This is a genomic window from Schaalia odontolytica, from assembly GCF_009730335.1.
Taxonomy (GTDB): Bacteria; Actinomycetota; Actinomycetes; order Actinomycetales; family Actinomycetaceae; genus Pauljensenia; species Pauljensenia dentiphila.
The window spans coordinates 1,476,560-1,501,993 of record NZ_CP046315.1 but is presented as its reverse complement, the minus strand read 5'-3'; the positions used below and the strand labels follow the sequence as shown (position 1 = coordinate 1,501,993).

Here is a 25,434-nt window from a genome sequence, read left to right as displayed (position 1 = left end):
TTAAGAACGAGAGGTTGACACAACAATGACGCAGGCACCCGCCTTGGGCGTTGATGACCGTCGAATGACCGATGATGAGATCATCGAGTCGATTGGCGTTTACGAATACGGTTGGCACGACTCCGACGACTACTCGAAGGACGTCCCCACCGGAATTAACGAAGAAATCGTTCGCTTCATCTCCGAGGTGAAGGACGAGCCGCAGTGGATGCGGGAGCGCCGCCTGAAGGCGCTGGAACTGTTCGAACGTAAGCCGATGCCGGCGTGGGGTCCCGATCTGTCCCACGTGGATTTCGATTCGTTCAAGTACTACGTACGTCCGACGGATCGCCAGGTCAACGACTGGGAAGACCTGCCTGAGGAAATTCGCGACACATATGACCGCCTCGGCATTCCCGAGGCTGAGAAGTCGCGCCTGGTCTCCGGCGTCGCCGCTCAGTACGAGTCCGAGGTCGTCTACCAGCAGATCCAGGAAGACCTGGAGCGACAGGGCGTCATCTTCACCGACACCGACACCGGCCTGCGCGAGTACCCGGAGATCTTCGAGGAGTACTTCGGTAAGTGCGTGCCCGCGGGTGACAACAAGTTCTCTGCACTGAATACGGCCGCCTGGTCCGGTGGATCCTTCGTCTACGTCCCCAAGGGCGTTCACGTGACGATCCCGCTGCAGGCGTACTTCCGCATCAACACGTCGGCAATGGGCCAGTTTGAGCGCACGCTGATCATCGCCGACGAAGGCTCTTACGTCCACTATGTTGAGGGCTGCACCGCCCCCATCTACGACGAGAACTCTCTCCACTCCGGCGTCATCGAGATCTTCGTGAAGAAGGACGCTCGCGTACGCTACACGACGATTCAGAACTGGTCGACGAACGTCCTCAACCTGGTTACCCAGCGTGCAATGGTTGAGGAAGGCGGCACCATGGAATGGGTCGACGGCAACATGGGTGCCGCGATCACCATGAAGTACCCGGCCTGCTTCCTGATGGGCGAGCACGCCCGTGGCGAGACGCTGTCCATCGGTTTCGCAGGCCCCGGCCAGCAGCAGGACACCGGCGCCAAGATGGTGCACATGGCCCCCCACACCTCCTCGTCGATCGTGTCGAAGTCCGTGTCCCGAGGCGGTGGCCGCACCTCCTACCGTGGCCTCGTCCAGGTCAACGCCCGTGCGCGTCACTCCAAGTCGAACGTGCTCTGCGACGCCCTACTCGTCGACAAGATCTCGCGGACCGACACCTACCCCTACGTTGACGTGCGCACCGACGACGTCGAAATGGGCCACGAGGCAACCGTCACGAAGGTGAGCGCCGACCAGCTCTTCTACCTGATGAGCCGCGGTCTCGACGAGAACGAGGCCATGGCAATGATCGTGCGCGGCTTCGTCGAGCCGATCGCCAAGGAGCTTCCGATGGAGTACGCCCTCGAGCTCAACCGCCTCATTGAACTGCAGATGGAAGGATCCGTCGGCTGATGACGACCCCCAACACTATTGTTGACACCATGAACAAGGCCCACTCGCACGGGGCTGACGCCGAGAAGGCTCACCCGTCGCGCGCGGACCGTCCGACCTCGTTCAACCTGGACGACATTGTCGTTCCGCACGGACGCGAGGAGGACTGGCGATTCACCCCGATGCGTCGCATCGAGCGCCTCTTCGAACCCGCCAACTACGACGCGGGCGATGCGCCCGTGACGGTTGACGCTCCCGCTCCCGTCGTCGTCGAAACCGTGACCCGCGACGACAAGCGCCTCGGAACCGTTCTTGCTCCCGGCGATCGCACCGCCGTCGTCGCGTGGAACGGCTTTGAGCAGGCAACCGTCGTCGAGATCCCGGCAGAGGCTGAGCTCGACGCTCCTGTTCGCATCAACGTGGCGGATATCGAGGGCACCCGCGCGCAGCACATCGTGATTCGCGCCGAGAAGTTCTCGAAGGCTACCGTCATCCTGTCGCATACCGGATCCGCGCAGGCTGCCCTCAACCAGACTGTTGAGGTTGAGACTGGCGACAGCGCGAACCTGACCGTCGTGTCGCTGCAGGAATGGGACGATACCGTTCTGCACGCCTCGAACCAGCGTCTGGCGCTCGGCCGTGACTCCAAGCTCACGCACATCGTTGTTAGCTTCGGCGGCGACCTTGTGCGCGTGTGCGCCGACACCGACTTCCGTGGCCCCGGCGCCGAGCTCAACATGCTCGGTATCTACTTCGTGGATGGCGGCCAGCACCTTGAGCACCGCGTGTTCGTTGACCACTCCCAGCCGAAGTGCTTCTCGCGCGTCACCTACAAGGGCGCCCTCCAGGGCAAGGATGCGCACTCGGTGTGGATCGGCGACTGCCTCATTCGCGAGGCCGCCGACGGAACGGACACCTACGAACTGAACCGCAACCTGGTGCTCACCGAGGGCGCTAAGGCCGACTCCGTCCCCAACCTCGAGATCGAGAACGGCGAGATTGAAGGCGCCGGACACGCGTCTGCGACCGGTCGTTTCGACGACGAGCAGCTGTTCTACCTGATGAGCCGTGGTGTTCCTGAGCACGAGGCACGCCGCCTGGTCGTGCGCGGCTTCTTCGCCGAACTGATCAACCAGATTGGCGTCCCCGAGGTGGTCGAGCACCTCATGGCAACCGTCGAGGCCGAGCTGGCCAAGTCCCGTAACAACTGAGCTGTAAGGAATACATATGTCGACTCTGCGTATTAAGGATCTGCACGTCTCTGTCGAGACCGCCGAGGGCCCCAAGGAAATCCTCAAGGGCGTCAACCTCACCATCAACTCCGGTGAAATCCACGCCATCATGGGCCCCAACGGCTCCGGCAAGTCCACCATGGCCTACGCTCTGGCCGGTCACCCCGATTACGAGATCACCTCGGGTGAGGCATGGCTCGACGACCAGCTCATCACCGAGATGAGCGTCGACGAGCGCGCCAAGGCAGGCCTGTTCCTGGCCATGCAGTACCCCGTCGAGGTTGCTGGCGTGTCCGTCTCCAACTTCCTGCGCACCGCCAAGACCGCGATCGACGGCCAGGCTCCGGCCCTGCGCTCGTGGGTCAAGGACATGAAGAGCTCCATGGAGAACCTGCGCATGGACTCCGACTTCGCCGAGCGTGACGTCAACGTCGGCTTCTCTGGCGGTGAGAAGAAGCGCCTGGAGATCCTGCAGATGGAACTGCTCAAGCCCTCCTTCGCCGTCCTCGACGAGACCGACTCCGGCCTCGACGTCGACGCTCTGCGCATCGTGTCCGAGGGCGTCAACCGCGTCCACGGTGAGACCGGCTGCGGCGTTATGCTGATCACGCACTACACCCGTATCCTGCGCTACATCAAGCCCAGCCACGTTCACGTTTTCGTCGACGGCCGCGTTGCCGCTCAGGGCGGCCCCGAGCTGGCCGACGAGCTCGAAGAGAACGGCTACGACAAGTACCTGGGTCTCTGATCGCCGTGTCTACGGACTTCACCGCCGCCGAGCTCAACGCGATTCGATCGGACTTTCCGATTCTGAGTCGCGTCGGGCGCGGCGGCGCGCCCATTGCGTACCTCGACGCATCTGCGACCTCGCAGAAGCCCGCGTGCGTGATCGACGCCGAGGCCGACTTCTACCGCCGTAGCAACGGAGCGGTCCACCGAGGTACGCACCTTCTCGGCGACGAGGCGACTGACGCTTTTGAGAGCGCGCGGGGTACCCTGGCCTCGTTCGTGGGCGTTGCACCCGACGAGATCGTGTGGACGAAAAACGCGACCGAGGCGATCAACCTCGTCGCTCTGTCCATGGGAAACGCGTCGCAGGGCATGGGAGGCGCGCAGTCTGCTGCTCTGCGCGTGGGACGGGGCGATCGCATTGTCTGTACGCGCGCCGAGCACCACGCGAACATCGTTCCGTGGCAGCAGCTGTGTGAGCGTACGGGCGCCGAGCTCGCATGGCTCGATCTGACGCCCGACGGTCGCATCGACCTGGACACGCTGTCGGTTATTACGCCGAATACCCGTTTGGTCGCATTTACCCACGTGTCTAACGTCACGGGCGCCGTTTCGCCTGTTGCTGCCGTGACTGCAGCTGCGCGCGCTGTCGGCGCGCTTATTCTCCTCGACACGTGCCAGTCCAGCGCGCACATGCCGCTCGACCTGTCCGTGCTCGACGTGGACTTTGCGGTCTTTTCCTCCCACAAGATGCTCGGCCCCACGGGTGCGGGCGCGCTGTGGGGACGTCGTGCGCTTCTAGCTGCGATGCCACCCGTTCTCACCGGCGGCTCGATGATCGAATGGGTGACCATGGAGGAATCGACCTTCATGGCTCCTCCCGAGCGTTTCGAAGCCGGATCGCAGCCTGTCGCGCAGATCGCCGCCTGGTCGCAGGCACTGCGCTACCTGTCGATGCTCGGCATGGACCGCGTGGAGGCCCACGAGCACGCGCTTACCCGCATGATGCTCGACGGAATCTCGTCGATCGATGGTATTCAGGTGCTCGGCCCCGACTCGGACGTCGATCGCATCGGCGTCGTCGCTTTCGCCGTCGACGGTGTGCATCCGCACGACGTCGGCCAGTTCATGGACTCCGTGGATGTGGCCGTGCGCGTCGGACACCACTGCGCGATCCCGCTCCATACGTTCTTCCAGGTGCGTTCTTCCGCGCGTGCGTCGGTCGCACCGACAACCACTGCGCAGGAGATCGACCGTCTCATCGATGGCCTGTCGAAGGTCCGCAGTTTCTTCGGCCGATAGAATCGCCAACAGTACCGGAATCATTTGGAAAGGTTGCCATGGGAAGTCTTGAGCAGTTGTACCAGCAGGTGATCCTTGATCACGCTCGTGAGAAGCACGGTGCGGGGGATCCGAGCGGTATGGATGCTTCGTCGCACCAGGTGAACCCTACGTGCGGCGACGAGGTGACGCTGGGCGTCACGCTGGACGGGGAACGTCTTACTTCCCTGCAGTGGGACGGGGACGGCTGCTCGATCTCGCGCGCGTCTCTGTCCATGATGACCGACCTGACCCAAGGCAAGTCCGCCGAGGAAATCGGTCGCCTGTACCGGGACATGGAGGTCATGATGCATTCGCGTAACCGCGGAGTCGATGATGAGATCCTCGACGACCTGGGCGACGCGGCCGCCCTCGAATCTACGTCGCAGTTCGCGAACCGCGTGAAGTGCGCCCTCCTGGGATGGTACGCGCTGCGCGACGCGATGGCCAAGTCCGGCATTGATATTTCCACCGCGGGCGAGCCCGCTGAGCAGTAAAGGAACACCCATGAGTAACCCGATGGCTCAGTCTGAGCCTGTCGAGCAGCGGTTCGGAGCGCCCGCGCAGGAAGCGCCGGACGCCGAGGTGCCCACCCGCCAGATTGACGGCACCGACGTCATTGAGCAGGGCACCCTTGCCGCCGAGAACGTACTCGAAGCCCTCAAGGACGTTATCGACCCCGAACTCGGCATCAACATTGTTGATCTCGGCCTGGTCTACGGTGTCGTCATCGGCTCCGAGAACCAGGTGCGCCTCGATATGACCCTGACGTCGGCCGCCTGCCCGCTCACCGATGTTATCGAGCGCCAGGCGCAGACGATTCTGTCTGCCGTCACCGACGAGGTCCAGATCAACTGGGTCTGGATGCCGCCGTGGGGCCCCGATCGCATCACGCCCGATGGCCGCGAGCAGCTGCGTGCCATTGGTTTTAACGTCTGATCAACACACAATAATCCCCCGGGGCGTTGCATCCCGGGGGATTGTTTTATGCGGTGTTGAGGGGGAGCCTCCCGGTAGCAAGAGAACTAGCGGCCCAACGCCTCGCGCACGAGCTGGGCAACCTTACGACGCAGGATCTTCCCCATCTGATTGCGCGGAAGCTCGGCGATAACGACGAGTTGGCGGGGGAGCGCGTAGTGCGCAATCGTCTTCTCCGCCCAGGCGCGGACCTCCTCGAGAGTCAGCGGAGCGCTGCCTTCCTGCATGATGATGGCCGCGGCGACCTCCTCTGTCGCATCCGAAACGGGAACACCCACGACGGCAACATCGTTGACCGATGGATGACTGCGAATCGCAGCTTCCACTTGAGATGGGTAGACGTTAAAACCGCCGGACAAAATGAGTTCCTTTTTGCGGTCCGCCATCGAAATGAAGCCGTCGCTGTTCACGCCGATATCGCCCGTCTTGAACCAGCCCTCAGACGTAAAGACGCGTGCGGTCTCTTCGGCTGCGTCCAGATATCCTTCAAAGACCTGAGGTCCACGAACGATAATCTCCCCAGGCTGGCCATCCTCGACGTCGAGTGTATCGTCGTCGAGCGAAACGAGGCGTAGCTGCGTGGAAGGGAAGGGAACCCCAAGAACCCCGTGGCGGCGCTTGTCCGACAGAGGCGCACCTGTCAACACCGGAGCGGTTTCAGACAAGCCATAACCCTCGACGATCATGCCACCGGTAGCTTCCTCCCACTCACCCGCGAGTGTCGTCGACAGCGGCATGGCCCCGGCGACCGAGTAACGAATGGAGGACAGGTCTGTCTTCGTCCGTGTGGCGAGTCTGAGGATCCTCTCAAACATGGGAGGAACACCGACAAAGAATGTTATCGGGCGTCGTTTATGCGCGTCGAGAGCCATCTGCGCGTCGAACTTCGGGAGCAGAACCTGGGTGGCCGCCTTGCGCACGGATGCGCACAGGAAGAATGTCAGCCCGAAGGCGTGGAAGTACGGGAGGAGCGAGAAGAAGGTTTCGGCTCCCTCGTGTAGCTTCCACACCCAGAACATACACTGGTTAACGTTGACCCCGATGTTGCGGTGCGTGAGGGGAGCGGACTTGGGGATGCCGTTCGTTCCGGACGTGTGCAGGATAACGGCGCGATCGTCTGGGGAAGGCAGCGGGAACGACGGGTCAATGGGCGCCGACGAGGCCGTGGCGCGGTCCCACGACCGCGTGCCCGAAGGGACGGAGCCGCGCAGCTGATTGCGGGTCTCGCGTGCCCGAGCAACCGGAAGCCTCAAGAGCAGACGCTGCGAGGCCGGCATGTCGTGCGAAATATCCACCGTGAACACTGTGTCGAGAACGCTGAGTGGATAGGCGTCCACGCACTTTTCCCACACGATCGCCACCTTGCCGCCGTGGCGGCCAAGCTGGCCCGCAATCTCCGAAGCCGGAGCGAGTGGATTATGCTGCGCAGCAATCGCCCCAATACGCATACACGCGTAGAAAGCAACAAACGCCTGCGGGCAGTTCGGCAGGGCGATGGCCACCGTATCGCCCGGCCCGACCCCGGCCTCGTGCAGAACCCGCGCGGCCTTCAGGACCTGATCGCGCACCTGCGCGTACGTGGTTGTTGCCCCGAAGTAGTCGAGCGCAATGCGGTCGGGATACAAGCGCGCCGCATCGTCTAAAAGGTTGTACAGCGATCCATCAGGCACGGGCACCTCGTAGGGGACCGCGTCGTACATGTCGTGAGCCTGCTCGACGATGCTACGTGTCATGACTTCCTCCTGCGAATCGGCGCACTCAATTGTACCGATCCGCAGCCCTGCTCACACCCGAGGAATGCTCCAGGTGTCACACGTCGAGATATCGCCGGAATCAAGTCCGCGCTGCAGCCACGTCGCGCGCTGCTGGGCACTGCCATGCGTCCACGTCTCTGGATTGGAGGACCCCTGGTACTTTTCCTGCAGACGGTCATCCCCGATTGCCTGAGCGGTCTGGAGTGCGCCCAGGACCTCATCGGCCGTTGGGGTCTTCAGGAACGGAGTGCCGGTCGAGGGATCCGGGGTGTTGGACGCCCAGTGCATCCACACGCCCGCGTAGCAGTCAGCCTGGAGTTCGCTGCGCACGCCCGCACCCTGTTCACCGGACTCACGCGTGTCGTGTGCGCGGAAGACACCCTGAATGTTCTGGATGTGGTGGCCCCACTCGTGGGCCACGACGTATTCCTGGGCGAGCACGGAATCGGACGCACCGTACTTGGAGACCATGTCGTCGAAGAACCCGAGGTCGAGGTACACCGTCGAGTCTCCAGGGCAGTAGAAGGGGCCCACGGCGCTCGTCGCGTTACCGCACGCGGTGGAGACAGAGTTCGTGAAGATCTGGAAGTCGGGCAGCTGGTACGCGACACCCGTGTCCTGGGCGGACAGCTGGGTCTTCCACACCGCGTCGAGGGACTGCGCGGTGGCGACCATGCGGCACTCGACGCGAGTGTTGGCGTCCTGACCCGTCTGGCAGGTAGACGTGTCAACAGCCGACGACGAGGTTGACGACGTGTCGGAAGACGTCGAGAGGAGGCTCGTCAGATCGATGCCGGTGAAGTAGGAGAACCCGAGAATCAAGAGAACACCGAGCAGCGAGCCACCGCCTGCACCTGCGATCTTGCGCCCCGCGCCGGACGTACCGACGCGCGAGGGATCCAAACGGATGTTCTCATTGAAACTCATGGTTGCTCCACACTTTCAGCGGCGGCGCCCGGCCTCGTAGCGGCCAAGCATGTCGGAACGGAACTGGTCAAAGCACCCGTCGATGATCGATGCGCGAATTCCATCGACGAGACGCAGTGTAAACCACTCGTTGTGAATGGTCGCGAGCGTCGCCGACAAAATCTCTTTCGCCTTGAACAGATGATGAATGTATGCGCGGGTGTAGTGCGTGCAGGTGTAGCACCCGCAGCCCTCAACGAGCGGCGTGAAATCCCTCTTGAAGCGTGCATTCGTGATGTTGAAACGCCCGTCCGGCGTGTAGATCGCGGCGTTACGCGCGACGCGCGACGGATTGACGCAGTCGAAGGTGTCGGCACCGGCTGCGACGCCTGCGAACAGGTCCTCAGGCTCGGAGATACCCAGGAGGTGGCGGGGACGATCCTCGCCCAGTTCCTCACACACCCACGAGACGATCGTTCCGAGATTTTCCTTCTCGAGGGCGCCACCAACGCCGAACCCGTCGAAGCGCTGGCCGTCAACCTCCATATCTGCCATCGTGCGTGCGGCCTGGCGACGCAGATCCTCCCATTGTGCGCCCTGGATGACACCCCACAGCTGCTGATACGGCTTGTGAGAGCGTTCCTCCGTGAGGCGTTTATGCTCGGCGAGGCATCGGGCTGCCCACGCGTGGGTGCGCGCGAGAGATTCCTCCTGGTAGGAACGCGGGTGGAGCAGGCTCGTGAGCTCATCGAAGGCAAACATGATGTCCGAGCCAAGCTGGTGCTGGATACCCATTGACACCTCGGGGTTGAAGCGATGCTTCGTACCGTCGATGTGGCTGGAGAAGATCACGCCATCGTCGTCGACGACCGCGTTGGACGCCTTAATCGCCTGCATCTGGACCTTTGGGTCGGTCGGGTCGGCCTGACCGGAGAACTCCTGCGACAGAACCTTTTTAAAGCCGGCTCCAAGAGACAGGACCTGGAAGCCGCCCGAATCGGTGTAGGTGGGGCCAGACCAATTCATGAACGGACCGAAACCGCCGGCCTCGTCGACGATGTCGGACCCCGGCTGCAGGTACAGGTGGTAAGCGTTCGCAAGGACGGCCTGAGCACCCAGCGAGCGCACCATCTCGGGCGTGAGGGCCTTGACGTTGGCCTTCGTGCCGACGGGAATGAACGCTGGGGTTGCGATCGTTCCGTGCGCGGTGTGGATGACGCCGGTGCGTCCGAGCCCACCGTGTGACTCCATTCGGTGCCCGATGGTGAAGCCTCTATCGGGATGGTGCGCTCCCTCCGAGGCCGGGGGCTCGAAAGGCGTGAGCTGCTCGGGAGTGGGAGCGGACAGCCAGTTGTCGTTCATCGGTCGAAGACCTCGTCCTTCTTGAGTCCCTCCGTGCGCCGAATGGCCGCGATGACCGGGTAGGTCAGGGGGAGCAGGATGACCTCAAGGAGCACCTTGTAGAAGTAGCCGGTGACGGTGTAGTTGATGAAATTGCCCAGCGACATCTCGCCGTAGAAGAGGATCGTGCAGAACAAGATAGTGTCTGCTGCCTCGCCGACGATCGTCGAGCCGATGAGGCGGGCCCACAGGTGCTTGGAACCCCAGCGTTGGCGGATCCATACGAGGACGTAGGAGTTCAGCAGCTGACCCGCCAGGTAACCAACGAGGGAAGCCAAGACCGCACGCCACACGACGCCGAGGACCGCCGCAAAAGCATCCTGGTTTTCGTAATCCGGAGCGGGAGGCAGATACTGCACGACGAAGAAAGTGAGGGATGCCAGAAGGGAAGCCACAAATCCCATGATGATGACGCGCTTAGCCCGAGCAAATCCGTAGACTTCCGAGAGCACATCGCCGATGATGTACGTGAGTGGGAAGAGGATCGCGCCTCCGTCGAAAATGAGGTAGTGCGTGGACGTGCCGAGCATAAACGCCTTGGTTGCGGCGATATTCGAGATGAGCAGCAGTGCCACGAAGGCGACGGAGACGATGTCAAGGGCGCGCGTGGGGCGCGCCGATCCAGACGGGACCGGGCTATCGGACATGGGATGAAACCTCGCAAAGCAGAGTAGATATCGGTTAATTCCGACACCCATTGTGCCCGCTCCTAGCGTGATCATGCGCAACAGCGCCGCCTCGCAGGTGGGTTGATTCGCCCACACGCACCCCTCCCTCTACTCTTGTAGGGTGATTAACGTCCAGGATTTCTCGTTGCGCATCGGCCCCCGCGAGCTCGTCAACCACGCGAGCTTCCGTATCGACAAAGGCATGTGTATCGGCCTCGTTGGCCGTAACGGTGCGGGTAAGACGACGACGATGAGGTTGCTCGCGGGCGAAGACGACCGTGGAGGCGCGGCCGAGTACACCGGCACCATCTCATCGAATGGGACGGTCGGTTACCTGGCGCAGGACACGCACGTGGGTGATCCGTCGATGAAGGCCCGCGACCGCATCATCTCCGTACGCGGCATCGACACGATTATCGCCCGTATCCGCAAGGCCGAACACGAGATGTCAACGACCGAGGGCGCTCGTCAGCAGCGCGCCATGGAACGTTACGTGAAGCTCGATCAGCAGTTCACGAACTCAGGCGGTTGGGCAGCCAACGCCGAGGCGGCGCAGATCGCGCACTCGCTGGGACTTGAAGACCGGGTGCTCGATCAGACCCTCGATACCCTCTCCGGTGGTCAGCGACGCAGGGTCGAGCTTGCCCGTGTGCTCTTCTCCGACGCGGACGTGCTGCTTCTGGACGAACCCACGAACCACCTCGACCACGATTCGATCGTCTGGCTGCGGGACTGGATCAAGACGTTCCCTGGCGGCGTCATGATCATTTCGCACGATGTCAAGCTGCTGGGTGACACCGTCAACCAGGTCTTCTATCTCGATGCGAACCGCGCACAGATCGACATCTATCACCTCGGTTGGTCGGCCTATCTCAAGCAGCGTGAGGAAGACGAACGCCGTCGCCGTAAAGAACGCGCCAACGCGTTGAAGAAGGCCGAACACCTCAAGGCTCAGGGCGAGAAGATGCGCGCGAAGGCCACAAAGGCCGTCGCCGCACAGCAGATGCTGCGCCGAGCTGAAGAGCTCTTCGCTCTAGCGGGTTCAGAGATCGTCCAGGACAAGGTTGCGCGCCTCCGCTTCCCCGACCCGGCACCGTCGGGCCGCGTTCCCCTCACTGCTGAAGGGCTGTCGAAGTCCTACGGTTCGCTCGAAGTGTTCACCGGCGTGGACCTCGCGATCGACCGTGGCTCGAAAGTCGTCGTTCTCGGCCTCAACGGCGCCGGCAAGACGACGCTCCTGCGGCTCCTGTCCGGTATCGAGGAGCCAGACTCCGGCCGCGTGGTGCCCGGACACGGTCTTAAGCTCGGCTACTACGCCCAGGAGCACGAGACCCTTGATGAGACCCGCACGATCCGTGAAAACATGGCCGAGGCCGCTCCTACCCTCGACGACACCCACGTGCGCAACATTCTCGGCCAGTTCCTCTTCCAAGGTGACGACGTCGAAAAGCCCGTGTCCGTGCTGTCTGGCGGTGAGAAGACCCGCCTCGCTTTAGCAACACTCGTCGTCTCGGGCGCAAACGTCCTGCTGCTCGACGAACCGACCAACAACCTCGACCCCGCCTCGCGAGAAGAGATCCTCGCGGCCCTCCGTGACTACGAGGGCGCCGTCATCCTCGTCACGCACGATCCCGGGGCTGTCACGGCACTTAACCCCGAGCGTGTCCTGCTGTTGCCTGACGCCGATGAGGACCTGTGGGACGATAGCTACCTGGATCTCGTTACGCTCACCTGACGACGATACCTCGGTCGTTTCGCGACAGGTACGACAAAGGCCGGGACTGGAACACGCCAGCCCCGGCCTCGTCATCAGAAGCTCACAGAACCTTGGAGAAGAACTCCTTGGTTCGCTCAGACTTCGGGTTATCGATGACCTCGGAGGGAGCTCCGGCCTCGACGATCACGCCACCATCCATAAAAACAACCTGGTTGGCGACTTCGCGGGCGAACCCGATCTCGTGTGTGACAACCGCCATCGTCATGCCCGATGCGGCCAAGTCCTGCATGACCTGGAGCACCTCACCGACGAGCTCGGGATCGAGCGCTGAGGTCGGCTCATCAAAGAGCATGATCTCCGGATCCATGGCGAGCGCACGGGCGATGGCTACTCGCTGCTGCTGACCACCCGAAAGCTCCGCCGGATAATGGTCCGCGCGATCAGCCAGACCGACGCGGTCAAGCAGCTCGAGAGCCTGGGTGCGCGCTTCGATCTTCGAACGCTTGAGGACCTGAACGGGGGCCTCCATGACGTTCTCCAGCGCGGTCTTGTGCGGGAAGAGATTGAATCGCTGGAACACCATGCCAATACGAGAACGCTGAGCAGCGATCTCCTTATCGTGGCGCTCGTGCAGCACGCCGTCCTCGTCCTCACGGTAGCCGAGCAGCTCACCGTCGACGTACACGCGGCCGGCGCTAATGTCCTCGAGCATGTTCAGGCATCGCAGGAGCGTCGACTTGCCCGAACCAGAGGGGCCAAGGATGACGCAGACCTCGCCGGAAGCGATATCCAGGTCGATGCCCTGCAGGACGTGCAGGTCACCAAAGAACTTGTGGACTCCGCGAACGGAGACCATGGGCGTCGTGGTCGTCATGGTGTCACATCCAAAAACTTGAGCTTGGTGCCCTTGTCCTCGTCATCCTCATGGGAAGAAGATGACGTGGCGGGGGAGTGGGCGCCGGCGTTGTCGCGGCGCTCGAAGCCCTTGCCGTAGTACTTCTCGATGAAGGACTGAATCCACATCAGGAGACTCGTGATGACGAGGTACCAAATCGCAGCCGCGATCAGGAGCGGCACGGGAGCGAACGTCGCCTGTCCACGCTGACGCGCAATGAACGTGAGTTCGAGGGTGAAGGGGATCGCCGAGACCAGGGAGGTCGTCTTCAGCATCGAAATTGTCTCGTTGCCGATCGGCGGCACAATCACACGCATTGCCTGGGGCAGGATGATACGGCGGAAGATCGTTCCGCGTGGCATTCCCAGCGCGGTGGCGGCCTCCCACTGGCCCTTCGGGACGCTCAGCAGGCCTGCGCGCATGATTTCCGCGAGGTACGCGCCTTCGTTCAGGCCCAAGCCGATGAAAGCCATCCAGAATGGGGTGAAGTAGGTTGCCGTATCAAACGTCAGCTCCCATCCCCACAGTGAGCCGAGGAAGGGCACACCGAAGGAGAGCTTCGGGTAGAGCGTGGGCAGCAGCGACCAGAAAATCAACTGCGTGTAGATAGGGGTTCCACGGAAGAACCAAATGTAGGCCATCGCCACCCAGCGCAGGACCGGGTTTACGGACTGACGCATGATCGCCATCGTGATGGCGAGAGCGGTGCCCACCACCATCGCGAGGATCGTCAGGATGATCGTGAAGAGCACACCCTGCAAGATCGAACGCGAGAACAGCCACTGGGACACCACCTGCCACTGGAAGTTTGCGTTTGTCACCAGCGCGTGCGCGACCATTGCCGCAAGGATTGCCGCGACGATTGCACTCGCCCACCTCCCTGGGCGGGGGACTGGTTTCGCGTCGATCAGCTCAACGCCGTCTTTGATGGTTGCCATGAGATCCTCAGTCGTTCGTCGCCGGGTTCAGCTCGGCGGTGGTCAGCGCTGCGTCCTGAGCGCCATAGGTGGTCAGGATGTCCTTGAGGTAGCCGTTGTCCATCAGGTACTGCATGGCCTTCTGGATGGCCTGGGTCAGCTGCTCGTCGTTCTTATTGACAGCTACGCCCTGCGGCGCAGACTCGACGACGTCGCCGACCTGCTCGATCTTGCCGCTCGAGAGATTTGCGGTGTAGCCGATGACAGTCGAGTCAGCAAAGGTGGCGTCGTACTGGCCGCCGATGACCTTCGTCGCGATGTCGGTCTGCAGGTCATGCGGCATGATCGTGATCTTGTCCTTGCCGTCGGCCACGCACTGCTCCGACAGCTCGGTTGCGTAGTCCTCCTGCGCAGTGCCGGTCTGAACGCCGATCGTCTTGCCACACGGGTCGGTCGGATCGAAATTCTTCGGGTTGCCAGCAGCGACGCCGTAGGCGGAGCCCACCTCAACGTAGGAAATGAGGTTTGCCTGCTCCTCGCGTTCGGAGGTGATCGTGAAGGAGGAGATACCCACGTCGAACTTGGTGCCCAGCGCCGGAATAATGGTCGGGAACTCAGCGTGGTTCGTGGTTCCCTCGTTCAGACCCATGACCTTGGCGAGCGCCTTGTTGATGTCGACATCGTATCCCTGAGGGGTCTGCAAATCGTCACCGAGGAACTCCGCGGGCGCATAGTCGGCGGAGGCGCCGTTTCGCAGCGTACCTCGCTCCTTGACTTCGTCGGGAACCAGGGCAGCGATTTCGTCGACGGTCGGGATCTTCGACACGTCGTACGAGGCCGTGGTTGCCGCGGCCGAGGTGCTCTCAGATTCGCTGGTCGACGAGCTGGTCGACGTCGGATCCGCGCAGGCGGCGAGAGGGAGAGCAGCTGCGGCTGCGAGGACGATGAGGGCGTGTGCCTTCGAGATGGTCATGATCTGCCTTCCGATGGGAGTGGGCCGTGGCTCGTGATTGCTACCATTATGCACCCATATGCATCTAAATGCATATTATGCGTAACATGTCCCGGGTTAGTCGACGGTCGGGTTGAGTGTAGCTGTCGTCAGTGCTGCATTCTCGGCGCCGTAGGACGCCAGAATGTCGTTGAGGTAGCCGTTGTCCATCAGGTACTGCATAGCCTTCTGGACCGCCTCAGCAAGCTGCGCATCATCCTTTGCGACCGCCACGCCCTGAGGGGCTGACTCAAACGTGTCGCCAAGCTGCTCGATCTTGCCGGCAGACTGCGAGCTCGTGTAGCCAATGACTGTCGAGTCCGCGAGGGTCGCGTCATACTGGCCGCCAGTCAGTTTGGTGGCGATGTCCGTCTGTAGCTCGTGAGGCATGACGGTGATCTTTTCCTTGCCGGCTGCAACACACTCGTCAGAGAGCGTGGCCGCGTATTCTTCCTGAGCCGTGCCGGTCTGAACCGCAATAGTCGCGCCGCACGGGTTAGACGGGTCAAAATTCTTCGGATTGCCAGCAGCGACGCCCCATGCGGATCCGACGTTCAGGTAAGACACCATGTTGACTTGCTGCTCACGCTCGGAGGTAATGGTGAACGATGAGATGCCCACGTCGAACTTCGTGCCGAGAGCAGGGATGATCGTGGGGAATTCGGAGTGCTTCGTTTCTCCGGCTTTCAGACCCATGACCTTGGCGAGCGCCTTGTTAATGTCAATGTCATAGCCAATGGGAGTCTGTCCATCAGCATCCATGTATTCGGCAGGCGCATATCCGGTAGAGGCTCCGTTACGCAGGGTGCCCCGCTTCTTAATGCCGTCGGGAACGAGCGCTGCAATCTCGTCGACGGTTGGGATTGATGAGATGTCGTAGTGTGAGGTGGTTGATGTGGCTGCCCCCGTCGTCGTGTCTGCGGTACTCGTGCTCGTCGTGGGGTCTGCGCATGCGGCCATTGCGGTCGCGGTACTGGCCAGAGTGAGCATGGCGAGAATCTTCTTGGTGTGCATGATTATGTTCCTCAGTATCCGTGATTCGAACGATGTCGCGTACTGAATATGCAAGCATGTGCATACTATGCATGTCGAATGAGTCTCGGATCGTGGATACACAAGTGGGCAAGCACACGGTGCTTGCCCACTTGAGAGGTTCAGTTGCCGCGAAGTGCGCGGCGTGACGGCTTGGCGCGAAAAGGATCGATGCCCTTCGGAATGGGAGGCTCGCCCGAACGGAGAGCGTTGATACGTGCCGAGACCTGGGGAACTTCCTCGGGGGTCAGCACGTTCTTCAGCTTGCGCAGCTCGCGCTGCAGATCCTTCAGGGCGATCTGCCCGTCATCGTGACCCACCTGGATCTGGTGAACGGGAACGTTGCGCATGACCCTGGTGACGCGCTTTGTCTCGGCCTGGAGGAGGGGGCGGACGCGTGACGCGGGGCCCTCGGAGATGAGAACGACGCCGGCGCGGCCAACAATGCGCCACACGAGGTCCTGCTCACGGGTGTATGCGACGGGCTGCTCGGGAATCACCCAGCCTCGCTGAATCTGGGACAGTGCAACCTTCACGGCACCCGCCGTATCCTCAACCTGCGAGTACAGAGCGCGGCGCGTCAGAATGCTCAGCAGCGCAAGGGCTGCGGTGAACGAGCCCATGATGCCGACGACAAGCCAGCCAATAAGCGACATGTTGGTCAGCCAGGCTACCAGCACGAAGACGGCGATCACCGCTGCGACTGTTCCGAGAAGCATCCACGGAAGTGCTGGGTAGGTGCGTTTGGTCAGTCGGTACGCGTCGAGGACGTTCTGATAGAAGCGCCTCTTGCCGGGGGGATTCGATTCACTCATAGCCTCATTATTGTACGTGCAATTGATGATCAAAAGTCCACCCGTCCGATCAGGCACTTTGTGAAATGAGTTGCATCACATTGGTTAGCTTTGGACAATGTCGATATGAACATTGGCGGTTACGACATTGGCCAAATCTTCCATATCGGGGCGACAGGCCCCGTGTGGCGTACGCGCACGAATGCGGGTGAGGCGCTGTTGTCGCTGCGCGCCGCCGGAGATGGAGAGCGCTGCCTCGATCGGTGGAAGGCGTGGGCGTCGATCACGTCGCGACACGTTGTCGCCTTGCGCGACGTTGCGCGATCAGATGACGGCCGCTGGGCAATCGTTTACGACTATGTGGCAGGACGTCCCCTCGACGCGGAAATTGGCTCGCCCGACTTGCGCCCCATCGCGACAAGACGCCAGATCATCGAAGGAATTGCTGCCGGGGTCAGTGCCCTGCACAGCGCTGGAATCGTCCATGGGGATTTAACGCCCTCCAACATCATCGTGACACCATCTGGGCGCGCGGTCATCATCGATCTCATCGACGAGTTGGGAGAGGACGACGGAACGCCGGGGTGGAGTCAAGGACGCAGCGGGCCGCAGGCCGATCGTGCGTGCCTGCGTCAGCTCGCGCAGATTCTGCACATGGACGAGGCCCTGGCTGAGCTCGGGTTCGATGAGCCTAACGATTGTCTTGCAGACGCGACGCCCGTTGTTAACGATCCCGTCGAGCACCCTATTTCGCGTGAGCCCGTGGATCCCGAGCGCGTCATCGCAGACTTGCGCGCTGCGGCACTGCGCGAAGATACCCTCAGAGATAGGCAGTCCGAGCGCCCGGCTGCGTCGACACCGCAGAATGTGCGTGGCGGGAGACAGGAAGCGCAGCGCGGCCGGCGCCGAGCGCTCGGCGTCCTCGCTATGGGGCTGATGGCGATCATCGCAGGTGTATCCATTATGGCCTACGGCTTCTTGGGTAGCGGTCCGAGCGACGACCAATCGGAGACATCGGTTGACAGCGATCCCTCACAGTCCCTTGAGCAGTCGTCCGGTAGTCCATGCGACGTTTCCGCCCTGTCAGAAACGATCAATCGTGCGATCCGCACGCGCGACGACGCAGTGGTCGCCGGTGACCCGACGCCTCTTGAGAGCGTTCTCGGTGGCGAGCTGCTTGATCAAGACAAGGAACGCATCGCAATGATGCAAAGCGACGGAGTGCGCGTCTCGCAGTTGTCCTCACGGATCGATGATGTGTCCGTTTTAGCGTGTGAGCCGGGAGCCATCGATGTCAGTGCAACGTTGACGGTCCTCACGTCGGAAACATGTCGAGCTGGAACGTGTGAGAAGCGCTCGGAGCCCCAAGTAACCGACCTTCGCGTGCGCGTCGATCCAGTGTCGGGAAAGGTTGTGAAGGCGGAGCCCGCTGATCAGCAAAGTGGTGCAGACGCGCAATAACGCGCGACAACTTCGCATGTGTTCAGGCAATAGCGATGGGGTGGGCCTCATGCGAGGCCCACCCCATCAGCGTTCGGTGAGGATCAGAGTCCGAGGTCGGCCTCGAACGCGCCTTCCTCCAGACGCTTTTTCACATCCATGAGGAAGCGCGAAGCGTCAGCACCGTCGACCAGGCGATGGTCGTAGGACAGTGACAGGTACACCATCGAGCGAATCGCGATGACGTCGGCGCCGTCGGCACCCTTCATCACGACGGGACGCTTCACGATCGTGCCAACGCCCATGATCGCGGTCTCCGGCATGTTGAGGACCGGCGTATCAAAGAGCGCGCCACCCGAACCCGTGTTGGTCACCGTGAACGTCGAGCCGGACAGCTCGTCGGGACCAATCTTCGACTCGCGAGTACGGGCAGCCAGATCATTGATCGAGGCGGCGATGCCCGCGATGTCCTTGTCTCCGGCGTTCTTTATCACCGGGACCAGCAGACCGCGCGGCGTGTCAACGGCGATACCCACGTGCTCGTAGTCGAAGTACGTGACCTCCTTGTCGTTGATGGTCGCGTTGATCTTCGGGTGGTAGGCGAGGGCCTCGGTCGCGGCCTTCACGAAGAAGGGCAGGAACGTCAGCTTGGTGCCGTGCTTGGCAAGGAACGCGTCCTTCGAACGCGCGCGCAGAGCGGCAATCTTCGTGACGTCGACCTCGATAACCGTGGTCAGCTGAGCCGCAGTCTGCAGCGATTCGACCATGCGGCGAGCGATCGTCTGACGCAGTCGCGACATCTTCTCGGTCGTGCCACGCAGCGGCGAAGGCTCGCGAACAGCGTTGGCCTGTGCAGCGGCCGGAGCAGCGGAAGCAGCAGGGGCGGCGGGGGCTGCGACTGCAGCGCGAGCGGCAGCGGCGGCAGCCTCAATGTCCTCGCGGCGAACGCGGCCGCCGACACCCGTGCCCGACACGGACGCCAGATCGACGCCGAGCTCGCGGGCGAGCTTACGAACGATCGGGGTGACGTAGGCGGAGCCGGTCACAGCGACAGGGGTTTCAACGACCGGAGCGGCGGAAGCCGTCTGTGCCAGCGTCGAGGCGTTCGGGAAGGGATCAACCGGAGCTGCCGGAGCAGCGGGCGCAGCCGGTGCAGCGGGAGCAGCAGGCGCCACCGGAGCGGCCGGGGCAGTTGCCTCGGCGACGGGAGCAGCAGAGGGAGCCGACGAAGAAATGATCGCGACGACGGTGCCGACCTCAACGGTCTCATCCTCGGGAACGCGGATCTCTGCAAGGAAACCGGCGACCGGGGAGGGGACCTCGGAGTCGACCTTGTCCGTGGAGACCTCGAGGAGCGGCTCGTCGGCGTCAACGGCGTCGCCCACGGACTTCAGCCACGTGGTGACGGTGCCCTCGGTGACGGACTCGCCCAGAGCGGGCATGCGCACCTCGGTACCCTGCGCGGGAGCGGAGGCAGGGGCGGCAGCGGTCTCGACAGGAGCTGCAGCAGGCGCCGCCGGAGCCTCGACAGGAGCATCTGCAGGTGCAGCAGCAGGGGCTGCCGAAGCCTCAGACGCATCGCCAATGCGAGCGATCTCGGTGCCAACCTCGACAGTCTCATCCTCGGGGACCAGAATTTCCAGCAGGACGCCGGCCACGGGGGAGGGGACCTCGGAGTCGACCTTGTCCGTGGACACCTCAACGATGGGCTCATCGAGTTCGACGGTGTCGCCGACCTGCTTGAGCCACGTGGTGACGGTGCCCTCGGTGACGGACTCGCCCAGAGCGGGCATGGTCACTGAAGTTGCCATGTGTGTTCTCCTATTAAAAATGTTCGGTCAGTTGTGGACGTGGAGCGGCTTGCCTGCCAGCGCCATAGCCGCTTCACCAAGCGACTCGTTCTGGCTGGGGTGCGCGTGGATCAGGGAAGCGACATCCGAGGGGTATGCCTCCCAATTCACCATGAGCTCGCCCTCACCAATCTGCTCGCCGATGCGCGCGCCGATGCCGTGGAAGCCCACGATCGGACCGCCCTCAACCGAGACCAGCTTGATGATGCCCGATGTGGCCAGGATAGACGACTTTCCGTTGCCGGCGAGGTTGTACTCGACGGTGCGTACCTGGTCTCCAAACTTTTCACGTGCCTGCTTCTCGGTCATGCCGACGGAGGCAATCTCCGGCTCGCAGAACGTCACACGCGGGATGTTGATATCAGCCTGCATGGTCGGGTTCAGGCCAGCGATCTCTTCGGCGACGAAGATGCCCTGCATGAAGCCGCGGTGTGCCAGCTGAAGGCCGGGAACGATATCGCCGACCGCGTAGATGTTTCCGACGCCGGTGTGCAGGCGGTCGTTGGTGATGACGAAGCCGCGATCCAGCGTGATGCCGGCCTGCTCGTAGCCCAGGCCCTCGGTGACGGGGCCACGGCCGACAGCGACCAGAAGGACGTCGGCGTCGAAAGCCTTGCCGTCTTCGGTCGTGACGTGCACGCCCTGCTCGTTCTGCGTGGCCGAGGCGAAGCGAGTGTTCGTGTGGAACTTGATGCCGCGCTTGCGGTAGGCGCGCTCGAGCTGCTTGGAGATGGCCTCATCCTCGTTGTTGGCGAGGTGGGGCAGCGCTTCAATGATCGTGATCTCGGCGCCGAAGCTGCGCCACACGGAGGCGAACTCCAGACCGATGACGCCGCCGCCAAGAATCACGGCGGAGGAGGGAACCCAGTCCATCTGAAGGGCCTGGTCGGAGGAGATCACGCGGCCGCCGATCTCGAGGCCGGGGATCGAACGCGAGTAGGAGCCGGTCGCCAGAACGATGTTACGGCCGGTAATGCGCTGGCCGTTCACCTCGATAGTGTTCGCGTCGGCGAGGCGGCCCCAGCCGGAGATCATCTCGACGTTGCGAGACTTGAGCAGGCCCTGCAGGCCCTTGTACAGACCGGAAATAACAGAGTCGCGGTACTTACCCACCTGAGCCATGTCAATGCCGTTGAAGGTGGAGGAGACGCCGAACTTGGACGACTCACGCACGGCCTCGGCCGTTTCTGCAGCGTGCAGGTACGCCTTGGTGGGGATGCAGCCGCGGTGCAGACAGGTGCCGCCCACCTTGTCGCCGTCAATGAGGGCGACCTTCATGCCCAACTGCGCAGCGCGCAGGGCGGTCGCGTAGCCGCCGGAACCCGCACCCAGAATGACGATGTCGTAGGTCGATTCGCTCAAGGTTTAAAACTCCTCGCTGATGAGCTGACGCTCAGATGGTTGTTTTCATGGCGGGCCTCACGGTCCTTATAGGCCCATTGTCCCACGTTTGTGCAACGCTGTCTTGAAGCTCGGTGTTCCATCGCGGTGCATCAGGCCACACGGCATAGTTGCTCATGGTGCTCTTCCCCAATGCGATGCGTCGCGACAATGCTGTCGGTAGGATCAGACGTGTGCACGGACATGAGACGACGAACGAGGCCGTCGGTGCGCGCGATCAGCGCCCACCGTCGCTTGGGCTTGGCCGCATCATCATTGCTCTGTTTTGGCTTCTCGGGGCCTGGATTCTCGTAACGGCTATCCTCGATCTTTTTCATGCGCAGGGGCAACCCTGGGGGCCGCGCATCGTTGCGCTGCTCGCGGGTATCGACTACCTCGTCGCGGCCACGGCGCTCACCCACAACGGACGACGCATGCGCATGGTTGGTTGGGTCACGATCTCTCTGTCGATCGCCATTCCGATTGTTTTGTGGGTCGCATCGCTCGGCTTGGATGAGCTGAATTCCGCGCGCTCAGCCTGGACTGGCCTCGGCGCTGACTTCTACTTCCTACCCTTTATCGTGTCGATCATCGGATTGATCTGGATGTGGCGCTCGAATCCGCGCAGGATCGTCTCACTCGCAGAGCAGGTCGAACGTCCGTCCTCCCCGTGGAGGGCGCACTGACCCACTGCTTGATCCAGCGATGAACGCAGTAAACGAGGCCTGGCGGAGCGGTCCGATCCGGGCCTCGTTCGTCATCTTTTCATCGTGGGGTTAGACGCCGTTTGGGAAACCCAGCTGTCGCCAGGCCTCGTACAGCACGATCGATGCGGAGTTGGCCAAGTTGAGCGAACGCACCCCGTCAACCATCTGGATGCGCACGCGATCCTCCACGCGCGGATGATGCATCGCATCCTCAGACAGGCCGACCGACTCGCGCCCAAAGAGGAGGCCATCTCCATCGGCATAGGAGACGTCGGAGTACATGGTGGTTGCGTGGCCCGTGAGCGCCCAGACGCGCCCTGGAACCTCGGCGAGTGCCTCATCGAGGGAATCGTGCACCATAACGTGCGCGAGGTCGTGGTAGTCCAGGCCTGCGCGGCGGAGCTTCGCGTCGTCCATGTCGAAGCCCAGCGGCTCGACCAAGTGCAGCATCGATCCGGTGCACGCGGACAGGCGAATAGCGGCACCCGTATTGCCGGGGATTTCCGGCTCCCAAAAAATAATGTGCAGCATAATCCTTAGGCCTGGTGGGTCACGGTCAGGGAGGCGCGTGCGATCGTGTGCTCGAGCGCCGCGAACGAGGCCATAGCTGGGGTCGCGTCGTCGTCGAGCCCCAGCGAATCCGTATCGAGGGCGTGCACCGTGAATACGTAGCGGTGGGGGCGATCGCCGGTGGGGGGAGCGGCTCCGAAGTAGGAGGCCTCGCCCGCATCGCCGCGCAGATGGAAAGCCGGACCGTCCAGCATGAGGTCGGATGCTCCGGCACCCGCCTCCAGGTGGGTCATGGACGACGGGATGTCAAGAATTGCCCAGTGCCACCAGCCCGAGGGGGTCGGGGCATCCGGGTCAAAGCAGGTCAGCATGAAGCTCGCCGTGTCCTCGGGGAAACCGTGCCACGTGAGATCCGGGGAAAGGGATCCGGCCTCGGCGGTCGCCGACTCGGGCATGGGCGCGCCGTCGGTGAGAACGCTCGATGACAGCGTAAACGTGGGGGCTTCCAGGCCCTCGTAGGGGCTGGGGGCAAGGGGGCGCTGGTCGATGTTCATGCATGCTCCTTTTCTCGGTGTTTCCATTGTGACCTATTCGCGCGCGATCGGCGTTCGGGACGCAGATGTGTGAGCGGGGTTCTACACTTCCAGCATCGAACACATGTTCTATTGCTGGGAGGGGGAGTTATGACTGATGCGCACGCGCGACTACTGGCGGCGCGCGACGTGTTGAACCGTGCCGAACAGGCTGTTGGCCTGCGAGCGCGTGATGATATCGAGCATGCGCAGGCGGGGATTTCTCCTGTCCTTCTGGGGCCGACGGGCAGGGCTGAACTCATCCGATTGCTGATCGATACATGTCCCTCCGAGGGGTGGATAGGCGTGTGCGGAGTGAGGAATATAGGCTGGGAATGGGCCTCGCAGCAGGGGATGGACCTCGACCGTGTACTGGTATTAAACGCGGGGAAAGATCACCAGGTGGGGGACCTGTGTTCCCTTCTGATAGAAGCCTGCGATGTTGTCTGCCTCGATATTCCTGAACTGTCCGGCGCACAGCAGCGGACCTTGGCAGCGAGGGCCCGATCGATGGGACGCACCATCGTGACACTGCGCCCCTGGCCGGGGCTTTCTCGTGAAGCGCCGCGCCGACGAATGCGGCTGGTGGTCTAGGTGCGTGACATGGTGGTGTGGGTGCCCGATTGGCCCGTTCACTGCCTCGTGGTCGATCTGCCGCCGGGTGGCACTGGGGCTGTCGTACATAGCGAACGCATCGAGGTTGCCAGCGGCGCTGCTCGGAGCGCCGGAGTGAGGAGCGGCATGAGCGTACGAGAGGCGACGTATGTGTGCCCCGATCTCATCTGCTTGCCTCGCGACCCTGATCGCGAGGCGCGAGCGTTTAGCGCCGTTGTCGATGCTTTCGATTCAGTGGCGGCCGGGGTGGAGTGCGTGCGCCCCGGGGTGGCCAGGTGTCGGGCGCGTGGTCCCGCTCGTTGGCATGGGAGTGAGGAGGCCGCGGCCTTGGCTCTGGTGTCGGCGATCGAGGAGGCCGTCGGCGTTGAATGTTTTGTTGGCATCGCCGATGGCCCGGTCGCATCCCTGGAGGCGGCGCGCGAGGGACGCATTGTTCCTGCCGGAGAAAACCAATTATTCCTGGGGCGTATCCCGTTACATCGTGCCCTATGGGCCGTTCCTGTCGCGATGACTGATAGAGCAGCTGACGCCATCGAGCTATTGACAGGCCTGGGCGTTCACACGTGCGCGGATTTTCTGGCACTGGGGCGAGGTCGTGTGTGCGAGCGCTTCGGCGACGTCGGTGAACAACTCTGGAATCTCGCTTCCGGAGGCGACAGTGCCCTCACCCCGGCCGGGCGCATTCAACCAGACATCACGATGGAGTGCGTCATTGATGTGGGTGGAGATTCCATCAATACGATGATCGTACCCATTCAACGCATCGCACGAGATCTCTCTCAGAGGCTGGGGCGGGGCGGGCTCGTCTCGCAGACCCTGCGCATCGATGTGGAGGATGCCGGGGGCGGTCAGCGCACTCGCACGTGGAGTGGATGTGACGTGTGCGTATCGGACGATGTTGCTCTGCGCGTCCGGTGGACGCTCGCGGGGTGGACTTCGGGTATCGAAGGGCCCAGTGGCGCAGTGACCTGTATACGCGTGACCGCATGTGATCCGCGGGTGGGACGCAGTGCGTCAGCACTGTGGGGGCGGTCAGATCGCGAGCGCGATGTCTCGCGCAGCGTGGTGCGTATTCAGGGGATGGCGGGGCCGGATTCTCTCCTGATTCCGCGGGTGCAGGGCGGATACGATCCGCGCAGCCGTGTTGTGATGACCAGATGGGGGAGCAAGCCTCTCCTTCGCCCGCATGAGGGGGCGTGGGAGGGGCGCATCGCTCATCCTCCGGCGACGCTTTTTGACGAGCCTGTGCGTGTGAGGATTGTTGGCGCATCTGGGGCCTACGACGATGTGCGTGTGGACTACCGAGGGGCCTTGAGTGCTGCACCCGCCTACCTCGTGAGCGAGCGTGATGTCTCGCAATCAGTGTCGGGGAGGGGGCGCCGTACGGCTATCGCGCGAGTGGAAGGGCCTTGGCCGGTGGGAGGTCGGTGGTGGGCGCAGGAGAGACCGCGCGCCTACATGAGGGCTCTGCTTGAGGACGGACGGGACGTTCTCCTTGTCTGGAAGGAGGGGGAGTGGGCGATCGAGGGACTGTCCCAGTGAGCCGGTGCTGGGGATGGGTGGGTGCCGTAGACTG

The 25,434-nt window shown here is 62.6% G+C and carries 24 protein-coding genes; 11 read left to right on the top strand and 13 right to left on the bottom strand.

Annotation, left to right across the window (positions count from 1 at the left end; translation table 11 throughout):
* Window positions 1–25 precede the first annotated feature (25 nt).
* The 6 genes from sufB to FOC40_RS06480 are packed head-to-tail and all read left to right on the top strand — an operon-like array spanning window position 26 to window position 5,670.
* Window positions 26–1,471 carry a Fe-S cluster assembly protein SufB gene (sufB, locus tag FOC40_RS06505; RefSeq protein ID WP_003796821.1) on the top strand — a complete coding sequence of 482 codons (1,446 nt, stop codon included), beginning with the start codon at window positions 26–28 and terminating at the stop codon, window positions 1,469–1,471.
* On the top strand, window positions 1,471–2,661 hold the full coding sequence (sufD, locus tag FOC40_RS06500) for a Fe-S cluster assembly protein SufD (RefSeq protein ID WP_003796819.1): 1,191 nt from the start codon (window positions 1,471–1,473) through the stop codon (window positions 2,659–2,661). The genes sufB and sufD overlap by 1 nt, the downstream gene beginning before the upstream one ends.
* Window positions 2,662–2,677: 16 nt before the next feature.
* A complete protein-coding gene (sufC, locus tag FOC40_RS06495) occupies window positions 2,678–3,430 on the top strand; it encodes a Fe-S cluster assembly ATPase SufC (RefSeq protein WP_003792331.1) in 753 nt (250 codons plus the stop codon).
* A gap of 5 nt (window positions 3,431–3,435) precedes the next feature.
* Window positions 3,436–4,713: a SufS family cysteine desulfurase gene (locus tag FOC40_RS06490; protein ID WP_003796818.1), complete on the top strand. Its 1,278-nt coding sequence runs from the start codon at window positions 3,436–3,438 to the stop codon at window positions 4,711–4,713.
* Between the two features lie 38 nt (window positions 4,714–4,751).
* Window positions 4,752–5,228, top strand: coding sequence for a Fe-S cluster assembly sulfur transfer protein SufU (sufU, locus tag FOC40_RS06485; RefSeq protein ID WP_003796815.1), 477 nt, complete (start codon window positions 4,752–4,754; stop codon window positions 5,226–5,228).
* A 10-nt stretch (window positions 5,229–5,238) separates the two neighbouring features.
* Entirely contained in the window at window positions 5,239–5,670 is a 432-nt protein-coding gene (locus FOC40_RS06480) for a metal-sulfur cluster assembly factor (RefSeq protein WP_034512171.1), read from the top strand.
* Between the two features lie 86 nt (window positions 5,671–5,756).
* Here the strand turns inward: FOC40_RS06480 and FOC40_RS06475 are convergent, their stop codons facing one another.
* Genes FOC40_RS06475 through FOC40_RS06460 form a run of 4 tightly spaced genes read right to left on the bottom strand, consistent with a single transcriptional unit; the run spans window position 5,757 to window position 10,417 of the window.
* The gene (locus FOC40_RS06475) at window positions 5,757–7,442 is read right to left on the bottom strand and encodes an AMP-binding protein (protein WP_003796813.1); all 1,686 of its coding nucleotides are present in this window, start codon (window positions 7,440–7,442) and stop codon (window positions 5,757–5,759) included.
* A gap of 51 nt (window positions 7,443–7,493) precedes the next feature.
* On the bottom strand, window positions 7,494–8,390 hold the full coding sequence (locus FOC40_RS06470; RefSeq protein WP_003796811.1) for a neutral zinc metallopeptidase: 897 nt from the start codon (window positions 8,388–8,390) through the stop codon (window positions 7,494–7,496).
* Between the two features lie 15 nt (window positions 8,391–8,405).
* Window positions 8,406–9,731 (bottom strand): tRNA guanosine(34) transglycosylase Tgt, encoded by a 1,326-nt coding sequence (gene tgt / locus FOC40_RS06465; protein WP_003796809.1) that lies wholly within the window; start codon window positions 9,729–9,731, stop codon window positions 8,406–8,408.
* Entirely contained in the window at window positions 9,728–10,417 is a 690-nt protein-coding gene (locus tag FOC40_RS06460; protein ID WP_003796808.1) for a queuosine precursor transporter, read from the bottom strand. The genes tgt and FOC40_RS06460 overlap by 4 nt, the downstream gene beginning before the upstream one ends.
* A 142-nt stretch (window positions 10,418–10,559) precedes the next feature.
* Between FOC40_RS06460 and FOC40_RS06455 the strand changes: the two genes are divergently transcribed.
* Window positions 10,560–12,173: an ABC-F family ATP-binding cassette domain-containing protein gene (locus FOC40_RS06455; protein WP_003796806.1), complete on the top strand. Its 1,614-nt coding sequence runs from the start codon at window positions 10,560–10,562 to the stop codon at window positions 12,171–12,173.
* An 82-nt stretch (window positions 12,174–12,255) separates the two neighbouring features.
* On the opposite strand, the gene FOC40_RS06450 is transcribed toward FOC40_RS06455, so the two are convergent.
* The 5 genes from FOC40_RS06450 to FOC40_RS06430 all read right to left on the bottom strand — a co-directional run bounded on the left by FOC40_RS06450 (window position 12,256) and on the right by FOC40_RS06430 (window position 16,805).
* A complete protein-coding gene (locus tag FOC40_RS06450; protein ID WP_003796804.1) occupies window positions 12,256–13,029 on the bottom strand; it encodes an amino acid ABC transporter ATP-binding protein in 774 nt (257 codons plus the stop codon).
* Complete coding sequence (locus FOC40_RS06445; protein WP_003796802.1) at window positions 13,026–13,988, bottom strand: amino acid ABC transporter permease; 963 nt, start codon at window positions 13,986–13,988, stop codon at window positions 13,026–13,028. The genes FOC40_RS06450 and FOC40_RS06445 overlap by 4 nt, the downstream gene beginning before the upstream one ends.
* A 7-nt stretch (window positions 13,989–13,995) precedes the next feature.
* On the bottom strand, window positions 13,996–14,940 hold the full coding sequence (locus tag FOC40_RS06440) for an ABC transporter substrate-binding protein (RefSeq protein WP_003796800.1): 945 nt from the start codon (window positions 14,938–14,940) through the stop codon (window positions 13,996–13,998).
* 96 nt (window positions 14,941–15,036) lie between these two features.
* Window positions 15,037–15,972, bottom strand: a complete 936-nt coding sequence (locus FOC40_RS06435) for an ABC transporter substrate-binding protein (RefSeq protein ID WP_003796798.1) — start codon at window positions 15,970–15,972, stop codon at window positions 15,037–15,039.
* Window positions 15,973–16,112: 140 nt separating this feature from the next.
* On the bottom strand, window positions 16,113–16,805 hold the full coding sequence (locus FOC40_RS06430) for a DUF4191 domain-containing protein (protein WP_003796797.1): 693 nt from the start codon (window positions 16,803–16,805) through the stop codon (window positions 16,113–16,115).
* A 105-nt stretch (window positions 16,806–16,910) separates the two neighbouring features.
* Between FOC40_RS06430 and FOC40_RS06425 the strand changes: the two genes are divergently transcribed.
* Window positions 16,911–18,245: a protein kinase domain-containing protein gene (locus tag FOC40_RS06425; RefSeq protein WP_003796794.1), complete on the top strand. Its 1,335-nt coding sequence runs from the start codon at window positions 16,911–16,913 to the stop codon at window positions 18,243–18,245.
* A gap of 83 nt (window positions 18,246–18,328) precedes the next feature.
* Here the strand turns inward: FOC40_RS06425 and sucB are convergent, their stop codons facing one another.
* Window positions 18,329–20,035 carry a 2-oxoglutarate dehydrogenase, E2 component, dihydrolipoamide succinyltransferase gene (gene sucB / locus FOC40_RS06420; protein WP_003796792.1) on the bottom strand — a complete coding sequence of 569 codons (1,707 nt, stop codon included), beginning with the start codon at window positions 20,033–20,035 and terminating at the stop codon, window positions 18,329–18,331.
* Between the two features lie 27 nt (window positions 20,036–20,062).
* Complete coding sequence (gene lpdA / locus FOC40_RS06415) at window positions 20,063–21,436, bottom strand: dihydrolipoyl dehydrogenase (RefSeq protein ID WP_003796790.1); 1,374 nt, start codon at window positions 21,434–21,436, stop codon at window positions 20,063–20,065.
* A gap of 155 nt (window positions 21,437–21,591) precedes the next feature.
* Between lpdA and FOC40_RS06410 the strand changes: the two genes are divergently transcribed.
* Complete coding sequence (locus FOC40_RS06410; protein ID WP_003796786.1) at window positions 21,592–22,140, top strand: hypothetical protein; 549 nt, start codon at window positions 21,592–21,594, stop codon at window positions 22,138–22,140.
* Between the two features lie 90 nt (window positions 22,141–22,230).
* Here the strand turns inward: FOC40_RS06410 and FOC40_RS06405 are convergent, their stop codons facing one another.
* Both FOC40_RS06405 and FOC40_RS06400 read right to left on the bottom strand, forming a co-directional pair.
* Window positions 22,231–22,692 carry a tRNA (cytidine(34)-2'-O)-methyltransferase gene (locus FOC40_RS06405; protein WP_003796784.1) on the bottom strand — a complete coding sequence of 154 codons (462 nt, stop codon included), beginning with the start codon at window positions 22,690–22,692 and terminating at the stop codon, window positions 22,231–22,233.
* A 5-nt stretch (window positions 22,693–22,697) separates the two neighbouring features.
* Window positions 22,698–23,225, bottom strand: coding sequence for a YbhB/YbcL family Raf kinase inhibitor-like protein (locus FOC40_RS06400; RefSeq protein ID WP_003796782.1), 528 nt, complete (start codon window positions 23,223–23,225; stop codon window positions 22,698–22,700).
* A gap of 129 nt (window positions 23,226–23,354) precedes the next feature.
* Here FOC40_RS06400 and FOC40_RS06395 point away from each other — a divergent pair, with 129 nt between their 5' ends.
* On the top strand, window positions 23,355–23,837 hold the full coding sequence (locus FOC40_RS06395) for a hypothetical protein (protein ID WP_003792354.1): 483 nt from the start codon (window positions 23,355–23,357) through the stop codon (window positions 23,835–23,837).
* Between the two features lie 9 nt (window positions 23,838–23,846).
* Entirely contained in the window at window positions 23,847–25,400 is a 1,554-nt protein-coding gene (locus tag FOC40_RS06390; protein WP_003796780.1) for a DNA polymerase Y family protein, read from the top strand.
* Window positions 25,401–25,434: the final 34 nt, after the last annotated feature.

What these genes read in the sequence shown, in the direction of transcription:
- FOC40_RS06410 (WP_003796786.1), top strand. Translation starts at nt 21,592, where the DNA reads ATGGTGCTCTTCCCCAATGCGATGCGTCGCGACAATGCTGTCGGTAGG.
- sufD (WP_003796819.1), top strand. Translation starts at nt 1,471, where the DNA reads ATGACGACCCCCAACACTATTGTTGACACCATGAACAAGGCCCACTCG.
- FOC40_RS06460 (WP_003796808.1), bottom strand. Translation starts at nt 10,417, where the DNA reads ATGTCCGATAGCCCGGTCCCGTCTGGATCGGCGCGCCCCACGCGCGCC.
- FOC40_RS06425 (WP_003796794.1), top strand. Translation starts at nt 16,911, where the DNA reads ATGAACATTGGCGGTTACGACATTGGCCAAATCTTCCATATCGGGGCG.
- FOC40_RS06470 (WP_003796811.1), bottom strand. Translation starts at nt 8,390, where the DNA reads ATGAGTTTCAATGAGAACATCCGTTTGGATCCCTCGCGCGTCGGTACG.
- FOC40_RS06450 (WP_003796804.1), bottom strand. Translation starts at nt 13,029, where the DNA reads ATGACGACCACGACGCCCATGGTCTCCGTTCGCGGAGTCCACAAGTTC.
- sufC (WP_003792331.1), top strand. Translation starts at nt 2,678, where the DNA reads ATGTCGACTCTGCGTATTAAGGATCTGCACGTCTCTGTCGAGACCGCC.
- tgt (WP_003796809.1), bottom strand. Translation starts at nt 9,731, where the DNA reads ATGAACGACAACTGGCTGTCCGCTCCCACTCCCGAGCAGCTCACGCCT.
- FOC40_RS06435 (WP_003796798.1), bottom strand. Translation starts at nt 15,972, where the DNA reads ATGCACACCAAGAAGATTCTCGCCATGCTCACTCTGGCCAGTACCGCG.
- FOC40_RS06405 (WP_003796784.1), bottom strand. Translation starts at nt 22,692, where the DNA reads ATGCTGCACATTATTTTTTGGGAGCCGGAAATCCCCGGCAATACGGGT.
- FOC40_RS06430 (WP_003796797.1), bottom strand. Translation starts at nt 16,805, where the DNA reads ATGAGTGAATCGAATCCCCCCGGCAAGAGGCGCTTCTATCAGAACGTC.
- FOC40_RS06440 (WP_003796800.1), bottom strand. Translation starts at nt 14,940, where the DNA reads ATGACCATCTCGAAGGCACACGCCCTCATCGTCCTCGCAGCCGCAGCT.
- FOC40_RS06400 (WP_003796782.1), bottom strand. Translation starts at nt 23,225, where the DNA reads ATGAACATCGACCAGCGCCCCCTTGCCCCCAGCCCCTACGAGGGCCTG.
- sufB (WP_003796821.1), top strand. Translation starts at nt 26, where the DNA reads ATGACGCAGGCACCCGCCTTGGGCGTTGATGACCGTCGAATGACCGAT.
- FOC40_RS06475 (WP_003796813.1), bottom strand. Translation starts at nt 7,442, where the DNA reads ATGACACGTAGCATCGTCGAGCAGGCTCACGACATGTACGACGCGGTC.
- sucB (WP_003796792.1), bottom strand. Translation starts at nt 20,035, where the DNA reads ATGGCAACTTCAGTGACCATGCCCGCTCTGGGCGAGTCCGTCACCGAG.
- FOC40_RS06395 (WP_003792354.1), top strand. Translation starts at nt 23,355, where the DNA reads ATGACTGATGCGCACGCGCGACTACTGGCGGCGCGCGACGTGTTGAAC.
- sufU (WP_003796815.1), top strand. Translation starts at nt 4,752, where the DNA reads ATGGGAAGTCTTGAGCAGTTGTACCAGCAGGTGATCCTTGATCACGCT.
- FOC40_RS06480 (WP_034512171.1), top strand. Translation starts at nt 5,239, where the DNA reads ATGAGTAACCCGATGGCTCAGTCTGAGCCTGTCGAGCAGCGGTTCGGA.
- FOC40_RS06445 (WP_003796802.1), bottom strand. Translation starts at nt 13,988, where the DNA reads ATGGCAACCATCAAAGACGGCGTTGAGCTGATCGACGCGAAACCAGTC.
- FOC40_RS06390 (WP_003796780.1), top strand. Translation starts at nt 23,847, where the DNA reads ATGGTGGTGTGGGTGCCCGATTGGCCCGTTCACTGCCTCGTGGTCGAT.